Here is a 16,703-nt window from a genome sequence, read left to right as displayed (position 1 = left end):
GCCGCCCGGGCGCCGCGCCGACCGCTACCAGGCCGCTACCAAGGCGGTAACGTCGCCGGCGAGCATTCCGGCCTCGCCGTAGCTTCCGAACCAAAAACAACTCCAACCCTGGTCAGGGGCCCTGCGCGAACGCCTGGAGCCCAGGATGGTTATCCCATCTTTGACCAGCGCTGGAGTTGTTCTTGGTCCGGAAGCTCCCGCTTCGCCATCAGGAAGTTACTTCCCAGACCCGCCGGGGCGCAGCGGTGCGCCCCCGGATCGATGGACCGAACTCGGTTACCCCGAAGCAGCCAACCTGCGGGTCAGGATTAGCGCTGTCGACATGAACTGACGGGCGGCCCCCTGAGTCAGCCCCTGCCGGTCAGGATGCGTCGAGCGCGTTCCAAGGCGCCAGGCGGATCGAGCTCGGCGCGGAGCCCGAGCAGGTATCCGGCGGCGCTGGTACGCCGCTCGCCCGCCGACCTGTGGGCCTCCCGGACAGCCGTGAAGGCTTGGACGGCGAGCATTCCGCCGGCGCCGATCACCGGCGAGAGATTGAGGGCGTGGGCGGCAAGGGCCGCCACCGTCGGCAGTTCCAGAGACTTCAGGCCGAAGATCGCCCTGACCGGCTCCAGGCCCAGGGCTCGTAGGCCGCGTTCGAGTTCCCGGACCGAGCTGCCCACGTCCGCCTCGACCATCGCGGCCAGTCGTGCCCGGAGGATCTCGGGATCCTCGATGCCGTCCAACTGCGCGAACTCGTCCCCCAGGCCGGTCAGGTGGGCACGGAACGCGTCGAACTCGACGGCCAACGTCCGCCGCGCCCGGACGATGTCCTGAGCGGACACCTGTTCCAGGCCGGCGGGCAGCACGGACCGCAGCGCCAGGCAGGCATACAGCACCGATCTGGCAGACGAGGAGGCACCGGGCGGCCGGGTGTTCACCAGTGCCGCGCCCAACTCCTGCACCGTCCAGTCCTCGGGCAGCGCGAACAGCCGCGGATCGTGCGTCACTGGCAGCAGTTGGTTGGCCCGGGCGATCCGCTGCGCCAGGGAACAGGAGTAGACGGCCACGAGGCGCGGATGCATACCCACCCATCGCCCGTCGCGCAGCCCCGTCAGGGGATCGAACCGTGACTTCGTTGCAAGCCCGCGATCGCGCAGCAGCCTGATGAGCGCCTCGTCGTCCCCCAGTTGGCTGGCGTGGATCCAGGCGAAACGTGATTCGTCCCAAAGCCACGGGTCGTGGCTGTGCATTCCAGAGCCACCGGCTCCCAGGTAGTCCGGGACCAGGTAGCGCCCCAGAGCCTGGGCGTCCTGCTGGACGAAGTCCCCGAATTCCCGCGCCGTGCTCGCGGCCTGCGGGTACGGGTCGACGTCGAGAAGGAAGTCGAGCTCGGCGCGCAGCACACTGGCGGTCTCCGAGTCGCGCACCGGATAGTTCGGCGGTCGGACCCGCGCAACCTGTGGCAGATAGAGGGCCGCCGCCTTCAGCCAGGTGTCGTCCTGGACATGGAAGTACGGGTAGTAGAGCCCGATGTCGCTCATCCGCATCCCTCCCGGATACCGCCGGATGATTGTCCGTGATCTATGAGGATGCCACGGTGCGAGTCGCCATCTGGTCGGCCGGCGACCTGCCGGGCGACCGCGTCGACGTCGGCGTCTGGGCGGCCCTCGGCCGAGGATTTCCAGTCGGTGATCGTCGCCGCGTGGACCGGCAGCGAAGCGGGCCCGCCCTCGTATCGAAGGGTGCCCGCTTCGCTTCGGGCTCTACGCCAGCCTCTCGACGCCGTAGCGTTGTTTTTGGTCCGGAAACTACATCCGCGACTCGGCGTCCCGGCCGTCCCGGGCCGCCTCGCAGCGCTCCGCCAGCTCGTACTTCAGACTCCGGCACCGGCCGTCGCTCAGGCTCTGGTCTTCCACCACCACACCACCCAACGACACCACGCCGCCGCCGGGTGGCACCTGGAACCGCTACAACCCGTCATGACGACCTACCCAGGAGATCTCTTCCCGAGGTGGCCGCTCTCGGCTCTCTACAGCAGCAACGAACCCCTTCGTCACTGCTGGTAAAGCCGCTCAGCGTCCGCCCACATACTGAACCTTTTTCATCGTGACGGTGCAGGTCACGGCCAAGTGGAGACCCAGGTGTTCGGCCCGCGCTTCCGGCATCATCGACGCCCTGAACAGCGCCAACGTGATGACCTTTGCCGATAAGGCATACCAAGGCGCCCGCGGCAGCATCCGCACACCGTTCAAACGCCACCGCCACCGCCACCGCCATCGGCCGAAACTGCCGCGCTGGCAGAAGAAGGTCAACCGCGCTCACGCTCGGATCCGGGCCATCGGTGAACGCGCCAACGCCACCCTCAAGACCTGGAAAGTTCTGACGAAACTGCGCTGTTGCCCACACCGCGCCACCGCGATCCTGCAGGCGATCCTGGTTCTGCACCACGTCGAGAACCCGGCCTACGCAGGATAAAAGGGATCGTTGTTACACGGACGGGTCCCAGGCGATGAGCTGATCGAAGATGCGACGGTCGCCGTCGAGCTTTAGCTTCAGAGAATCCGGCGGTATGCGGCCGTAAAAGAACAGGACCAGGTCACTGGCCGTGCCCCGGGCGGAGGCGTCGGCCGTGTCCGTGTCCGGGTCCTCGTTGGCAGCCGGCGCGCCGAGGCGGGCGGCCCATGCGCCGTCGCGGGACAGCCGAAGGCGCCAAGAGCGGCCCTCGGTGGCGTAGTAATCGACGACGGCGGGTTCGTGCGGCCAGGCGACATCCGTCGAGCAGAGGGTGAACTGGCAGTCGTCGAAACCGTCGAGGGCGACCTCGTCCGGCAGCGGCTGCGGGGCACCCACGGTGAGCTGGACATCGTAGGTGTGTACCGCGATCTCGGGAACCTGACGCCGTGCCCATGCACCGGAGGTTTGCGGTGACTGCGAGTCACCCCACCACGTCCAACAACCGCGGTCCGGGCCGGCCTCGCGCAGCGCGCTCGTCAGTCGCTCGACGGACTCGGTCCACCAGGCCAGGAGAGCCTCGCGTTCCCGAGGCGCACCCGTGCCGTCCTCCCAAGCGGACTTCTCCGGGGGAGCGTCTGCAGGCCCTGCGGCGACGATGGCGGCCGACTTGCGGCGGCCCATGCCCACGTGTTGCACGAGATCGAACAGCGTCCGCTCGGGATGGGTCGGCACCGGCATGTCGAGGCTGGGCACCGCAGCGACCGCGGCGCGGAAGGCGGTCGACCGTTCGTCAATCAGCCGCAGATGATCAGAGAACGTGAGAAATTTGTGCACCCCGTCTTCTATCACTGTGCTCCGACAACCGGACAGCGATTTTCACAGCCGACGCGGCGGGCGCTGCGGTACTGGCGCGCCAGGGTTCCACCTGCCGTGACCTGCACCGTCACGATGAAAAAGGCTCACTGATTTGTCGATGAGCGCGCTCCAGGCCGTCGAACACATGGCCAGCAGCTTCGCGGTCCTGGGCCGGCGGGCTCGACGCTCCGCATGCCAGTGCGCGGTCGAAGCCTTGTAGTCCAACCGGTACGGGCTCGCAACACGGGGGTCGATCTGGCCGGAGGCGAGATCATCCTGTTCGTCGATGACGATTGCCTCTGTCCTCCTCATCTGGTGCGAAGTCATCTGGAGAGGCATCGCCGACATGCCGGCGCGTCAGTCGTGCTGGGCGGCAGGCGCGAGGTGTTCACCCTGCTCGACGTCGGTGACGGGCTGCAAGGCGCGGTCGAGGCGTCATGCCGGCAGCTGGACCGGAGCGTGCGACCGGACGCTGTGACGAAAAATCCATCGTACCGGCAGCGTACCGTCTGGGACGTCTGGGACGTCCGAAACCGATTCGAGGCGATCGAAGCGGCCTCGGGCGTCCACCGGGGCGCGTTCGCCCGTGACGAGTACATGAAGTGCATTGCCGAGGGAGACAGCGTCTCGCCGTGGCTGAGCTTTCTGACCAGCCACTCTTCCACATCCAGGGAGCTGTGCCGGTCGGTCGGGGCGTTCGATGAGCGGTTCCGCGGCTGGGGCGAGGAGGACGCCGAGCTCGGCTTTCGTCTCTGGCAGGGTGGCGGATCGTTCGACGCCCTGGACGACACGCCGGTGTGCCACCAGGTGCATCCGCGGCCGGCCAAGGAGGAAATCCGAAGTTGGTTCACGAATTACGTACAGGTGGCCGAGAAGCATTCCTGCACCGGCTGGTACCTCCGATGGAGGATCCCGCTCGGCTACATGACGGCGCTTGAATACGAGAAGATCATGCGGGCGGTCCTGGCGGGCGACACCGACCGGGAGGCACAGATCGAGCGGCGGTACCGTTCGTTCGTGCGGATCTGGCCTTCCACGGGATACGGCGGCCTGCTCAAGAACATCGCGGAGAAGTCGATGCCCATGGCCGCCAGGACCTGACCGTGTTGCGATTTCGCGAGGAGTTGCAGCTGCATGTCCACCAGGTTCGCGCAAGAAATTCTGCGTACGTTCCACATCGTGCCGCGGGAACGATCCGGCGGCCTGGAATCACGATCGGGCGCTGGGGTTCAACCAGTGGTCACACTCGGGGGCACGGACGCATACCTCAAGATCACCCCGGCGTCACTGGGCCCAGACGCGCTCGCGGCGGCACGCCGAGAGCTGCGCTTCTACCGCGACCTAGCGCCGATTGCCCCGGTCCGGGCGCCGCGGCTGATCAACCACGTCGATGTGGCCGACGGCGTTGCGCTGCTTCTGGCCGACGCCGGAGGCTCGCTGGCCGTGAACACGTGGCGGGAGCGGGACTGGGCCGCGCTCGGCCACGACCTGGCCGCGCTGCATTCCGCGTTCGGGCTGCCGACGCGCATGTGGGACGGACCCGATGCGCTGGGCGCGGCGATGGCCGACCCGGACATTCGCACGATGAGAGAGTTCTGGGAACCGGCCCTGCCGCAGTTCGACCACATCCTGTCCGGTTTCGACCGCTTGCGAGGCGACATGTGCGCAGTGCCGCCCACCTTCGTCCACGGCGACTGCCACACCGAGAACGTCACGTTCGACCACGGCTCCCTCGTCCTCTGCGACTGGCAGTCCTCGGGCGTTGGCCGTCCATCCGGAGATCTGGCACTGCTCTCGGTACGGGCCACTCCGGCCGGCGTCGCGGTGCCGCGGGCGCTCTTCGACGCCTACCTCGAGGTAAACACCGAGCGGTCCGCCGAGATGCATCGGGCAACCCTGGCCGAGGAGCTGGCGATTCTGCTGTTCCAGTGGCCGCACTACGCCATGTACAACACCCCAACGGGCAATGACCGCATCCGGAAGCGGGGGACCGACCTCGCCGCCCAATGGACTGGAGAGTCCGCTCCGGGAGGACACTAGACATGATGCTCGCGCGCTGCCGGTTCCACACCTGGCGGCCGGTGTAGCGGGGATTGGCCAGGATCGCCGCCACGGTGGTCAGCATCCAGCCTTGGCCGCTGCGGTGCGGGTTTCGTGCCGGGTCGGCGCTGGACGGGCAGGGGATGCCGGTGTCGTTGAGGGCGCGGGCGATGCTGGCCACGCTGCGGCCGGCGAGCCTCTGTTCGAAGATCCACCTCACGTGGGGTGCGGTAGTCGGGTCGGGTTCCAGGCGGTGTAGGCGGCGTCCCCAGGCGGCGTGGGCGCGGTTCGGATGCGGGCCGGCGTCGACCAGCCGGTAACCGTATGGTGGTAGGCCGCCGAGGTGCCGGCCCTGCAGTTCGGTTTGGGCGCGCATGGCCGCGGTGGTGCGGTGCCGCGCTCGGGATACCTCTCGCTGGGAGTGGACGCCCAGCAGGTCCAGCAGCGCCAGCTGTCGGGGGTTGTCGACGTCCACCGGCCCGTAGGTCTCGGGCAGCCACAACTGCACGCCGTGCTCGGCCAGGGTGGGGGTCAACTGTTCGAGCTGCTGGCCGTGGAAAGCGCGTTCGTACTCGCCGACGACGATCGCGTCGAACCCGCGTGCCGGGTCCGCCACTGCGGCGAGCAGCCGTGCCGCCTGCGGCCGGTCCGGCCAAGCAACCCGGCGCGAGATGCCCTCGTCGAAGAACTCGGCCACGATCCGACCGTGACCGGCGACCAGGTCCTCGGCGTAGTCGCGCTGCCACCGGCACGACGAGGCCCTATCCTGGAAGTCGACCGTGGACATACGCCCGTAGAACGCGAACCTCAACCCATCCACAGACGGTGCGAACCGCCGCGACTGTAGCTTCCGCTGCCCGGCGATCCACGACTAGCGCCGTGACCACGAACGTTCACGGTGTTGGTTGACACGCCGCCTGGCCTGTCGGCCGGGCGGCGTCGCGGCGGTCAGGCTGTGGCGGTGACAGATCTTGTACGTGTGCGGCGGCTGAGTGACCAGGAAGGTCAGCAGCTACTCAGAATCACTCGCCGGGGAACTGGCTCCCCGATCCGACTGCGACGGGCGATGGTCGTGCTCGCCTCGGCCGGCGGTAACACAGTGCCGGCCATCGCCCGTCTGGTCCAAGCCGACGAGGACACGGTCCGGCAGGTCATCCACCGGTTCAACGAGATGGGGATGGCCAGCCTGGACCCTCGGTGGGCGGGTGGCCGTCCCCGCCAGATCAGTCCTGACGAAGAGCAGTTCATCGTCGAGACGGCCAACACCCGCCTCGACAAACTGGGGCGACGGTTCAGCCGGTGGAGCGTCCGCAAACTCGCCGACCACCTCTGCTTGCATGCCACCCGGCGGGTCCGGGTAGGCCGGGAGCGGTTGCGGCAGATCCTGCACCGGCACCGGATCACCTTCCAGCGGACCAAGACGTGGAAGGAGTCCACCGACCCGCAGCGCGAGGTCAAGCTCGCCCGGATCGAGTACGTGAGCAGCCACTTCCCGCAGCGGGTGTTCGCGTTCGACGAGTTCGGGCCCCTGGTGATCCGCCCGCACGTCGGCACCGGTTGGGCGCCGGCTGGGCACCGGCTGCCCGCGAACTATCGCAAGCTGCACGGGGTCCGGCAGTTCCACGGCTGCTACAGCGTCGGAGACGACCAACTCTGGGGCGTCGTCCGACGGCGTAAGAGCGCCGCGAACACCCTCGCCGCGCTCAAGTCGATCCGCGCCGCGCGTCCGAACGGGGCACCGATCTACATGATCCTGGACAACCTGTCCGCGCACAAAGGCGCAAAGATCCGGGCGTGGGCGGCCCGAAACAAGGTCGAGCTCTGCTTCACCCCGACCTGCGCCTCCTGGGCCAACCCGATCGAGGCCCAGTTCGGGCCGCTACGCACCTTCGTGATCGCCGGCTCGCACCACCCCAACCACCCCGCCCTAGCCAGGAAACTGCAGGCCTACCTGCGCTGGCGCAACGCCAACGCCCGCCACCCCGACGTCCTGGCCGCCCAACGCCGAGAACGCGCCCGCATCCGCAGCGAACGACAACGACACTGGGGCCAACCCGCCACCCGCGCAGCCTGACCCCAACACCGTCAACGTTCGTGGCCACGGCACTAGATGTAATGCCCGGCACCGTTGTTGACGCGGGTGATGGGTGGTTTGCCGCCGAGTGAGGTGTGGCTGCGATGGTAGTTGTAGGTGTGCAGCCAGACGGGTAGGGCATCGGCGCGTTGTTGGTTGCTGGTGAAGGGTTGGGCGTAGGCCCATTCGTCGGCCAGGGTGCGGTTGAAGCGTTCGGCTTTGCCGTTGGTTTGTGGTCGGTAGCGGCGGGTGAAGCGGGCTTGGGCGTCGAGGTCGGCCAGGGCTTGGCGCCAGGCTCATCCGCGGCGGTAGGCCCAGGCGTTGTCGGTCATGACCTGTTCGATGCGGGCGATGCCGTGGTCGGCGAAGTGGGCGGCGGCGCGGCGGAGGAATCCGGCGCAGGTGTCGGTCTTCTCGTCGGGGTGGATTTCGGCGTAGGCCAGGCGGGTGTGGTCGTCGACGGCGCAGTGCACGTAGTCGAAGCCGACTCGGGTGCTGCCGCGGGCGCGGCGGTATTCGAGGCTGTCGCGGCCGTGTATCCGCCAGCCGCCGCCGTCGCGGAGCCTGCCGAGTTTCTTGACGTCGACGTGGATCAGCTCGCCGGGTCGCTGGCGTTCGTAGCGGCGCACGGGTTCGCCGGTGGGTCGGTCGAGCCAGGCCAGGCGGTGCAGGCCGTGGCGGGTCAGGACCGCGTGCACTGTCGAGGCGGGCACGCCCACCAGCGGGGCGAGGCGTCGTGGGCCGAGTTTGCGGTCCTGGCGCAGCTGGCAGATCACTGCCTCGACCGCGGGTGTGGTTTTGCCGGGCAGGCGGTGGGCGGTACTCGGGCGGTCGCGCAGGCCCGACCTCCGGTTTGGTAGTGGGCGTCAGCACCTCACACCTCGCCGGAGGTCTCATCTCGTATCAAGCCGCCACGCCGTCAACAACGCTCATGGTCACTACAACTAGACCGTGCCGGCGGCTGTGTGGGTGGCCGGGCGCCTGGTGTCGACGTTGCCGGTCATGGTGTTGAGGATGGCGGGTAGTTCGGCCACGGTCTGGGCGGGCAGGCCGGTCACGGTTTCCTCCGCCAGAGCGTGCCATAGCTGCTTGACCTGGTCGGCGAGTGCCTTGCCGCTGTCGGTGAGTTCGATGATGCTGGCGCGCTTGTCGGAGGGGGCGGGTTCGCGGCGGATGTGGCCGGAGGCTTCGAGCTTGCGGGTCATGAGCGTGACGCTGGGCGGCTCGCAGCCGAGCGCCTCGCTGAGCTGGGCCTGGATTCTCGGGCCGTTCCGGTCGAGTTCGAGCAGGAGCGCCTCTTGGCCGGGGTGCAGGCCGAGCGGGGCCAGCAACGCGGCGGCCCTGGCCCGGTGGCGCAGGCTCAGCAGGCGGATGGCCTGGTTGAGGGCGTCGGCGTACTCGAAGTCCACGGGCTCTCCTTGACAGGTTAGTTACGCGCATAACATTATGCGCGTAACTAATTCTAGCAACACCGAGGAGCCGGACATGACCGTGAAGGTCGCTGTCATCTACTACAGCGCGACAGGCAGTGTGCACGCACTCGCGCAGGCCGTCGCCGAGGGTGCCGCCTCGGCCGGGGCCGTCGTGCGGCTGCGGCAGGTCGCCGAGCTAGCACCCGACAGCGCGATCGACCAGAACCCGCAGTGGCGGCGGCACGCCGACGCGACCGCGTCGATCGCCCAGGCCTCACTTGAGGACCTGGCGTGGGCCGACGCGTACGCGTTCGGGACGCCGACGCGGTTCGGCGCGCCGGCCGCCCAGCTCAAGCAGTTCATCGACCAGGCCGGCGGTCTGTGGCAGGAGGGGAAGCTGGCCAACAAGCCGGTGACGGCCTTCACCTCAGCGTTCAACCGGCACGGCGGCAGCGAGGCCACGATCTTGTCGCTGGGCAACGTCTTCTACCACTGGGGGTCGCTCATCGTCCCGCCCGGGTTCACCGATCCGGTCGTGTACGCCGCCGGTGGCAACCCCTACGGCACGTCGCATGTGACCAGCCCGAACGGAGACGGCCCCGATACCGCGGCGCTGGAAGCGGCCAGATACCAGGGACTTCGGCTGGCCAAGATCACGCTCCAGATGCTGGGGGACCACGTCGTCGCCGATGCCGCCGTGGGCAACGGGAACAGCCACGGAGCCCTGGCCGGAGCAGCCTGCCGGACCGCGTGAGCGGCGGGTTAGCAAGGAGAGAAGTCATGACAAGCACCAGCACCGCAACTCAGCGGGCCAGGCTGCAGGCCGGATCCTCCTGGACCGTCCTGGCGCTGGCGTGTGCCTGCCAGTTTATGGTGATCCTGGACGTGTCCATCGTTAACGTCGCGCTGCCCTCGGTCCAGCGGGATCTCGGCTTTACCGCCACCGGCCTGGCTTGGGTGGTGAATGGCTACGTGCTTACCTTCGCGGGCTTCATGCTGCTGGGTGGCCGCGCCGTTGACCTGTTCGGCCCGCGCCGGATGCTGGTCGCCGGGCTGTTCCTGTTCTCCGCCTCGAGTCTGGTCGGCGGCCTGGCAACCGCTCCGGAGATCCTGGTGGGGGCCCGCGTCGCGCAGGGCGTGGGCGCCGCGATGCTGGCCCCGGCGACGCTGGCCGTGATCAACACCTACTTCACCGAGCCGCAGGCGCGGGCCCGGGCGTTCGGCGCATGGTCCGCCTCGGGCGGTGTGGGCGGGATGGCCGGCGCGCTTGCCGGCGGCGCCATCACCACTGGCCTGTCTTGGCGGTGGGTCTTCCTCATCAACGTACCGATCGGCGCCGTGCTGATCGTACTGGCCATGATGTCGCTGGTCGGCACGCGAGCCAGCCGGCGCGAATCGCTCGACCTCACTGGCGCGGTCACGGGAACGGCTGGACTGGCCGCGCTGATCTACGGGGTCATGCAAAGCGCCGACCATGGCTGGACGTCCGTGCGGGTTCTCGGGCCAGCCGTGGCGGCCCTGCTCCTGCTCATCATCTTCACCGTGGTGGAGGCGCGTTTCGCCACCCAGCCGATGATGCCCCTGAGGCTGTTCACGATCCGGACCGTGGCCGTCAGCAACGGCATGCTGCTGCTGTTCGGCGGGATTGCCGTCGCGATGTGGTATTTCACATCGCTGTTCATGCAGAACGCACTCGGCTACGGCGCACTTGAAGCCGGGCTCGGGCAGACACCCGCAGCGGTGACGTTCGGGGTGATCGCCCGATTCGCCGCCAACCTGCTGCCCCGAACCGGTGTACGCCCTCTGGTACTGGCCGGCAGCGCCTGCTTCCTAGCCGGCTTCGGCTGGCTCGCCAAGGCCCACACCGACAGCGACTACGTCACCAGCGTGCTCGGACCCACGCTGCTCATCGCCGTTGGCATCGGCCTGACCTTCCCCACCCTCATGGCCGCGGCCACCGCCGACGTACCCGAAGGCGACGCGGGCATCATCGGCGGCCTGGCCAACACCTCCAGCCAGATAGGCGGCTCGTTAGCCCTAGCCGTACTCGCCACAGCCGCCAGCGCCAAGGCCGGAACAGGCGCCGCCGACGCCAGCTCTCCTGCCGCCCTCGCCGCCGGCTACGACCTGGTCTTCCTCATGGCAGCCGGGATCGGCCTAGCTGTCGCGATAGTCAGCCTGCTACTACCACAACACCGGCGCGGCTGACCACGGCGACGCCGCGTGCTCACTCGCCGCACCCTTGCGTTCGCGTACGACAGGGGTGCGGAGAGCGCCTGGTCAGCTCACCGCAGTTCCGCCAGCGCACGTTGAGGCTGCCAGACGAGCCCCCGGGGGGACGAGTCGAAGCACGAGGCGATCAAGGCCGTAGCGTCGAGGCTGGGAATCGCCGCAGAGCCGCTGCGTCGTTGGCAGCGCGCCGAGCAGTGGTGGGCGCCGGGCAGAGCCCCAGCAAACCCCATCGAGACGGCAACAGGCCCACTGAGCCGTTGCATAGACTTTCCTGAGCCGCATCAAATGCAGCGAGCCAGGACAGCAGCACAACGATAAGGCCATGCTGTCGATCGCCGCACGCGCACTACTTTCGGCACGAGCGTGCACGTGAGGCGCGGCCGACGACGGAGCCAGCTAACGGACAGTAATGGACATGCGGCCAGCTCGCGCACACAGTCGCGGCATGACCGGTAACGCGATACCGAGCGACCAGCGCCGGAATGACAGTCTGTTTGCGTCACGACCACAGCCAGTTCCGCATGCGGCAATCTCGCTCGCCCGGGGAGTGACGGGCGCGAAAGGCTGGCGGGCATAGGGTCGGCTCGACAACGCGACCTTCGCGAGACCAGGACGGGGCAGGACATGGACCAAGGCACCCGCGACGAGGTGCTCGGCCGCCTGGCCGAGGCAGTCGGATCCGTCGCAGTCGCACACCCGACGCGGGTTGCCATCGACGGACCGCCCGCCGCAGGCAAGACCACGCTCGCCGACGAGCTGGCCGACGTCTTGCGCACACAGGGCCGCGACGTCATCCGCGCGACGATCGACGATTTCCTCTTCCCGCGGGCACAGCGCTACCCGCGCGGCGAGTACTCAGCCGAAGGCTGCTACTTCGACACCCACGACTACGACGCACTGAACCGGGTTCTGCTCGATCCGCTCGGCCCGGGCGGAGATCGACGCTTCCAACACGCGGTCTACGACCGCACAGCGGATACCGCGCTGTCCCCACCGATCAGGACTGCCCCCGCCGACGCTGTGCTGGTCTTCGACGGCGTCTTCCTCATGCGCCCGGAACTGGTTGACCGGTGGGACCTGCGCATCTTCGTGTCGACCGCGCTCGAGACGACCGTGGATCGTGCCGTGATCCGAGAGCGCCGGGTGTCATCTCGGGCCGAGGTCGAACGGCGCTGGCGCGAGCGTTACATCCCCTCCCAACAGTTCTACTTCGCTACGGTCCGCCCGATCGATCACGTCGACATCATCGTGCACAACGACGAGCCGCAGCAGCCGGTCTGGGAAACCCGAACACACTGACCGCACTCAACTCGACACGACCGCACGCTCAAGACCGCCGCACGTCCGTCACACCCTGTAACGCCCTGTCGGCGGCCAGATCCGTGCACGCAATCTTGCTGAGTGCCGGGCCGTTGGGCGGGCCGGCGGTGGCGCTGTTACATGATCAACTGTCCTCGGTGTTGAGGGCCGCGATCAGCTCGGCAGCGGCCGTGCTACGCGGCCGGTCGCTGACCTGGCCGTCGCCGATCTCGACGATTCGCCACCGACCATCATCGCGTAACGCGAGATCCGCAGTCACGAACGGCAGGTCCAAGGCCCGCATCGAAGCTTCCACGGCCGCCAGGTCGAGTTTTGTGGGTGGCTGGTGCTCCGGGGTATCGGGGTGCGCGGTGACCAGGCGGCAGGAACCCTCGACCCACCAGGTCCGCACCTCCGCCCCGACGAACGACTCGAACTGGCGCAGCACAAAGCCGCCGGCGAAGTCGTCACCGCGCAACTGCCGAAACCGGCTGGCCACCCGCCATGCCGCATCGCGATCGGCCACGTCCGGAATGAACGACGCCTCATGCCAGTAGTGCTTCATCGACTTGCTGTAGTCACGCAGCACCGCAGGTCCGGAGCCAAGGGCCGCGCACGCTTGGAGGAGGTCGCGGCGATCGTCGCCGGAAGTCCAGACCGACTCTGGAGTGTGGCCTTCGATCGCCGGGTACCACCCGGGAAGCTCATGTGCCCGCCGGTAGTGCTCGGGGCTGGTCCGCACGGTCACACCGCGACCCGCGAGGGCCCGCACCAATGCTGCGTACTGCTCACTTCGCAGCATCCACCCCCGGTAAACCGCGTCCGCGCTCTTGGGAACCCTGTCGACTGCCGCCCCGTCGGCCTGTCCGCGAACGAAGGCGTCGTGGTCGATCACCGCGACATCGGTTCCGGCCTGGCGGGCCGCTTCGGCCTCGTCGGCGAAGTGCTCGTCTGGCCGGCGGGGGCGCAACACATCGGCGGGCACCAGCAATATCATCCAACAACGATCAGCTAAACAGCCGGCCAACGCATCCGAGTATCCATCCGGACCTGCTCAGCCGATGTCGCCCAGGATCACTGGCCCCGCCCGGTAACGGGTGTGCAGGCGGCAACCGCGCCTCATCGCGGCAGAAGCGTGCACCGCCCATGGGCGCGGGCTCAAAAGACGGCCGGAAAGTTAGGAACGAGTGGTCTGCGATGCGGTTCCGCTGAAGCAGCGTTACGGGGCGTTCGAGGGGCCCGACGCGGCGTCGCCAAGGTGGAGAGCCAGAGTCGTCACTCGTATCCCATGGCCGGGATGATCTTGCCGAGTGCTTCTTCGATGAACTCGCGGGTTTCGTGGTCGAATTGGTTGTTGCGGTTCGTCAGCTTGTGCGCCTGAAACGTTGAAGGGGTGGCGAAGTCGTCGACGTCGAGCCGTTCGAACAGGGCGCGGCGCTGCCCGGGCCAGTCGGCTGCGAGATCTTCTGCTTTCACCTCGATGTATCGCCTGCCCGTCAGGTCGACCGTGTTCTTCCAGGTGAGCCATCGGTGGTAGACCGGCTTGAGGTAGGCGAGCGCGCCGTCGACGGTGGACGGTGCCCATGGCTGGGCCAGGTGGGATGCGAGCACTGAGACCGGGTGACGCTTGATGTGCACGATGGTCGCTTCGGGGACCAGTTCCCAGAGGAACTCCATGCACAGCAGGTTGAACGGTGTCTTCTCGCACCAGGTCGGCTTGCCCGCGTCGGCGGCTGCTCCGCCGAACATGGTGTCGATCAGGCCCCGCAAGATTCCGAGCAGTTCGCCCCGGTCGCTGAAATACCTGGGGACTACCCGCCGGCGGCTCAGCGGCTCGAACGGCCCGGCAGGCCGGTCGGCGTTCCCGAAGCCTTCCGCGGGCGCAGGTTCGTCGTATGTGTGCGCGACCAACTGCGGCCAGAGCTGTTGCACCGCGTCACGGTAGCGCTGCTCGCCGACAAGTTCGGGAACGGTTTTGCCGCGATCGTCGCGCCGGCCGGGCACTCGTACGGTGAGGAAGTCGCTCAGCCGGTGCAGGGCGTCCTCACCGACGGTGGGGTCGTATCGATCGGTGAGCGCGTCGGCCAGGTCCCGCAGGCCACCCGGGTCGATGAGAAACCGGGTCTCCATCGGAATCCGATGGATCAGCGGATGTTCGCCGATGATGTCGGCGATCCGTGACGTTCCCGAACGACCCGTACCCGCGACGAAGATCGGTGAGGGGGAAGGCATGGCGAGGAGTCAAACTCCCAACCCGGCGCTCGTGCAAGCCATTTATCCCCTTCACCCGCTGCTACGGGCCGAACCCGCACCGCCGCGCCGAGTGCGCGCCGGACGGCCGCCTCCAACAAGCGAGCAACGAATTATCAAAGTTTCCCAACGCGCCGCATCCCTCACACACTGATGCACTGATCTCGGCATGACCGCGCGTCGAGCATCACCGTACGTCCGTCATACGCTGCGAAGCCGGTCGGCGGCCAGATGCGATGCCCGTGGACGCCACCGGCTCGATGCATCGTCGATGCCGTACCGCACCATGACGTGCAAGTCCTCGGCGAGTAGATCCCTCGCGAGGCCACGATCCACGAACGCTGCTAACGATCGGCCGATCTCGTCTCCCGCCACATCGACCAAGTCCTCATCGTGTGCGGCGCGCCGCAACGCGTCCAACGCACGCGGGTCGTTCCAGTTCGCGAGGTCGACCGCGGCCTGGCACCGGAAATCCGGGTCCTCCGACTGGTCCAGCAGCACCGCGCACAAGCGCTCGGCGCGCCAGTCCCACCGCGGTTGCCCGGCCGCCCGCAAGCCGTCGCGCAGTTCCACGGGCGGCCGGTATCCGTGTTCTTCAACGTAATGCAGGATCATCATCGGCGCAGCGTAGATCTCCCCGCCGGGCAGGTAGTAGCGATACTCGCCATTACCCTCAGAGGCCCCACAGAAGTCACAGTCATGCCAGCCGAGCGTGACGCTGCCGAGCCGCCGAGAGGCGGCCCTGAGCCGCTCCAACTCGGCACCAGTCATCGGCGCCCCGCCAGCGCCCTGCACCCCGTAACGGCGCCCCAGCCACCCGACAGCCCGCATCGGCAGCGGAAAGCCGAGGTAGTCGTACGGCGACAGGTCAAAGTACTCCACGCCACGATCATCCGGCATGTCTGACGTCTTCGGTTGCCTTCGGTGCCGAGCGCTTCGCGACAGATCCAGACGTGCGATCGGGCAGTCGGTCGTCCTCACACCTCTGGGAGCAACGAGGGTCCCTGGCAGTCAACGATGAGGAGTGCGGTTAGCAATGACGCGGCCACCCCGTCCCCTTGATCACCGATGAACCGCTCAAGCGAGTCTCGGGACACGACTTCAAGCAGTTCACGAAGCCGGTACATGACATCGGCATCACGATGCACGGCCCACCACCGAGCCGCATCCATCAGGTCGATGACGGCCGACGCGTCATTGTTCAGGCATTCCCCGCGCAGCGGCAAGCAAATGCTCCTCAGCCACGAGCGACGCCTGACTCACGACCGACAGATCGCGGTCCTCCCGTGCCACCAAGGCATGCACGAACAGGTCCCACTGTCGGCGGCCGATCGCCTCAGCGAACGACTTCCCGGCGAGAAAGGCCGAGGCGGCCGCCGCAGCCCGCCCGATACGTCCGCCGGACTGCGCCAATCGCCGTAGCATCGGCGGACCGACCCGCAGGAGCGCCTGTTCGAGACACGCTCCCGGGTCGACACCGACCTCGAGCCACACCCACTCTGCCACCGCAATCAGGTCGTATACGACCTCGTCACCTGCTGCGGCGTCCCCGGCAAGGAGTTGTAGCCCGCCGAACGAGCCGGCGTGCATCGACAGCCCGACCAAAGCCCGGGCTGTCTCGTCCAACGGATTCCGGTCCACGCATCTGTGGGCGAAGTCCTCAACCTTGTACCAGGTGGTGCGATGGTTGGTGCGGGACCAGAACTCGTCACTGGCTGCGTCCACGGAAGTGGTGTACGACTTGCCCGTGATGGGCGTGTTGCGTAGATAGGAGACGGCCACCGCGCGATCCTTCGAGACGGCTAAGTCAGTGAAGGAGAGTGATGCGCGATGGCCGCATCTGAGAGTGTGAACCCTGTTGACCTGCTGTGCGAGCAGATCGCGGGCGCGTCGCCGGACGTGTTGCAGGCGATGATCAAAACGTTCGCGCAGGCGGTGATGTCCGCCGAAGCGGACGCGGTCTGCGGTGCCGGGTATGGGCAGCGCAGCGACGAGCGGGTGAACTCCCGCAACGGCTACCGGCCTCGGGAGTGGGACACCCGGGCGGGGACGATCGACCTGGCGATCCCGAAGCTGCGTTCTGGCTCGTATTTTCCGGACTGGTT

Annotated in this window: 15 protein-coding genes and 3 pseudogenes; 9 read left to right on the top strand and 9 right to left on the bottom strand. The window is 67.7% G+C overall.

Going from position 1 to position 16,703, the window contains the following annotated elements:
* Positions 1–347: 347 nt before the first annotated feature.
* Positions 348–1,523 (bottom strand): DUF6236 family protein, encoded by a 1,176-nt coding sequence (locus AB0L34_RS26860; protein ID WP_363707654.1) that lies wholly within the window; start codon positions 1,521–1,523, stop codon positions 348–350.
* A gap of 562 nt (positions 1,524–2,085) precedes the next feature.
* Between AB0L34_RS26860 and AB0L34_RS26855 the strand changes: the two genes are divergently transcribed.
* On the top strand, positions 2,086–2,457 hold the full coding sequence (locus tag AB0L34_RS26855; RefSeq protein WP_363707658.1) for a transposase family protein: 372 nt from the start codon (positions 2,086–2,088) through the stop codon (positions 2,455–2,457).
* 12 nt (positions 2,458–2,469) lie between these two features.
* On the opposite strand, the gene AB0L34_RS26850 is transcribed toward AB0L34_RS26855, so the two are convergent.
* On the bottom strand, positions 2,470–3,270 hold the full coding sequence (locus AB0L34_RS26850; RefSeq protein WP_363707652.1) for a maleylpyruvate isomerase N-terminal domain-containing protein: 801 nt from the start codon (positions 3,268–3,270) through the stop codon (positions 2,470–2,472).
* Between the two features lie 213 nt (positions 3,271–3,483).
* Between AB0L34_RS26850 and AB0L34_RS26845 the strand changes: the two are divergent.
* The 3 genes and pseudogenes from AB0L34_RS26845 to AB0L34_RS26835 form a co-directional block, all read left to right on the top strand.
* Positions 3,484–3,615, top strand: a pseudogene (locus AB0L34_RS26845) (glycosyltransferase family A protein); the annotation flags it as partial.
* 60 nt (positions 3,616–3,675) lie between these two features.
* The gene (locus tag AB0L34_RS26840; protein WP_363707656.1) at positions 3,676–4,392 is read left to right on the top strand and encodes a galactosyltransferase-related protein; all 717 of its coding nucleotides are present in this window, start codon (positions 3,676–3,678) and stop codon (positions 4,390–4,392) included.
* A 33-nt stretch (positions 4,393–4,425) separates the two neighbouring features.
* Positions 4,426–5,331, top strand: a complete 906-nt coding sequence (locus AB0L34_RS26835; RefSeq protein ID WP_363707650.1) for an aminoglycoside phosphotransferase family protein — start codon at positions 4,426–4,428, stop codon at positions 5,329–5,331.
* 25 nt (positions 5,332–5,356) lie between these two features.
* Here the strand turns inward: AB0L34_RS26835 and AB0L34_RS26830 are convergent.
* Positions 5,357–6,118, bottom strand: a pseudogene (locus AB0L34_RS26830) (recombinase family protein); the annotation flags it as partial.
* A 174-nt stretch (positions 6,119–6,292) separates the two neighbouring features.
* Here AB0L34_RS26830 and AB0L34_RS26825 point away from each other — a divergent pair.
* Positions 6,293–7,405 carry an IS630 family transposase gene (locus AB0L34_RS26825; protein ID WP_363707648.1) on the top strand — a complete coding sequence of 371 codons (1,113 nt, stop codon included), beginning with the start codon at positions 6,293–6,295 and terminating at the stop codon, positions 7,403–7,405.
* A 32-nt stretch (positions 7,406–7,437) separates the two neighbouring features.
* Here the strand turns inward: AB0L34_RS26825 and AB0L34_RS26820 are convergent.
* Positions 7,438–8,247: pseudogene (locus AB0L34_RS26820) on the bottom strand (IS481 family transposase); the annotation flags it as partial.
* Between the two features lie 102 nt (positions 8,248–8,349).
* A complete protein-coding gene (locus AB0L34_RS26815; RefSeq protein ID WP_363707646.1) occupies positions 8,350–8,814 on the bottom strand; it encodes a MarR family transcriptional regulator in 465 nt (154 codons plus the stop codon).
* 76 nt (positions 8,815–8,890) lie between these two features.
* Between AB0L34_RS26815 and wrbA the strand changes: the two genes are divergently transcribed.
* From wrbA to AB0L34_RS26800, 3 genes are all read left to right on the top strand, one after another.
* Complete coding sequence (gene wrbA, locus AB0L34_RS26810) at positions 8,891–9,571, top strand: NAD(P)H:quinone oxidoreductase (RefSeq protein ID WP_363707644.1); 681 nt, start codon at positions 8,891–8,893, stop codon at positions 9,569–9,571.
* A 26-nt stretch (positions 9,572–9,597) separates the two neighbouring features.
* Complete coding sequence (locus tag AB0L34_RS26805) at positions 9,598–11,025, top strand: MFS transporter (protein ID WP_363707642.1); 1,428 nt, start codon at positions 9,598–9,600, stop codon at positions 11,023–11,025.
* Between the two features lie 648 nt (positions 11,026–11,673).
* Positions 11,674–12,348: a cytidylate kinase family protein gene (locus tag AB0L34_RS26800; RefSeq protein WP_363707641.1), complete on the top strand. Its 675-nt coding sequence runs from the start codon at positions 11,674–11,676 to the stop codon at positions 12,346–12,348.
* 145 nt (positions 12,349–12,493) lie between these two features.
* On the opposite strand, the gene AB0L34_RS26795 is transcribed toward AB0L34_RS26800, so the two are convergent.
* The 4 genes from AB0L34_RS26795 to AB0L34_RS26780 all read right to left on the bottom strand — a co-directional run bounded on the left by AB0L34_RS26795 (position 12,494) and on the right by AB0L34_RS26780 (position 16,380).
* Positions 12,494–13,345: an ATP-grasp domain-containing protein gene (locus AB0L34_RS26795; RefSeq protein ID WP_363707639.1), complete on the bottom strand. Its 852-nt coding sequence runs from the start codon at positions 13,343–13,345 to the stop codon at positions 12,494–12,496.
* A gap of 278 nt (positions 13,346–13,623) precedes the next feature.
* The gene (locus tag AB0L34_RS26790) at positions 13,624–14,580 is read right to left on the bottom strand and encodes a sulfotransferase (RefSeq protein WP_363707637.1); all 957 of its coding nucleotides are present in this window, start codon (positions 14,578–14,580) and stop codon (positions 13,624–13,626) included.
* 219 nt (positions 14,581–14,799) lie between these two features.
* Positions 14,800–15,480: a HEAT repeat domain-containing protein gene (locus AB0L34_RS26785; RefSeq protein ID WP_363707635.1), complete on the bottom strand. Its 681-nt coding sequence runs from the start codon at positions 15,478–15,480 to the stop codon at positions 14,800–14,802.
* A gap of 312 nt (positions 15,481–15,792) precedes the next feature.
* A complete protein-coding gene (locus tag AB0L34_RS26780) occupies positions 15,793–16,380 on the bottom strand; it encodes a hypothetical protein (RefSeq protein ID WP_363707633.1) in 588 nt (195 codons plus the stop codon).
* A gap of 48 nt (positions 16,381–16,428) precedes the next feature.
* Between AB0L34_RS26780 and AB0L34_RS26775 the strand changes: the two genes are divergently transcribed.
* Positions 16,429–16,703: transposase (locus AB0L34_RS26775; protein WP_363707631.1), on the top strand; the 275-nt coding region annotated here is incomplete at its 3' end.

Origin of the sequence: Micromonospora sp. NPDC052213, from assembly GCF_040679695.1 — a bacterium.
In the GTDB taxonomy this organism is placed as follows: domain Bacteria; phylum Actinomycetota; class Actinomycetes; order Mycobacteriales; family Micromonosporaceae; genus Micromonospora.
The sequence above is the reverse complement of the archived record's forward strand: the minus strand, read 5'-3'. Positions and strand labels throughout refer to the sequence as shown.

What these genes read in the sequence shown, in the direction of transcription:
- AB0L34_RS26800 (WP_363707641.1), top strand. Translation starts at nt 11,674, where the DNA reads ATGGACCAAGGCACCCGCGACGAGGTGCTCGGCCGCCTGGCCGAGGCA.
- AB0L34_RS26790 (WP_363707637.1), bottom strand. Translation starts at nt 14,580, where the DNA reads ATGCCTTCCCCCTCACCGATCTTCGTCGCGGGTACGGGTCGTTCGGGA.
- wrbA (WP_363707644.1), top strand. Translation starts at nt 8,891, where the DNA reads ATGACCGTGAAGGTCGCTGTCATCTACTACAGCGCGACAGGCAGTGTG.
- AB0L34_RS26805 (WP_363707642.1), top strand. Translation starts at nt 9,598, where the DNA reads ATGACAAGCACCAGCACCGCAACTCAGCGGGCCAGGCTGCAGGCCGGA.
- AB0L34_RS26795 (WP_363707639.1), bottom strand. Translation starts at nt 13,345, where the DNA reads ATGATATTGCTGGTGCCCGCCGATGTGTTGCGCCCCCGCCGGCCAGAC.
- AB0L34_RS26835 (WP_363707650.1), top strand. Translation starts at nt 4,426, where the DNA reads ATGTCCACCAGGTTCGCGCAAGAAATTCTGCGTACGTTCCACATCGTG.
- AB0L34_RS26860 (WP_363707654.1), bottom strand. Translation starts at nt 1,523, where the DNA reads ATGAGCGACATCGGGCTCTACTACCCGTACTTCCATGTCCAGGACGAC.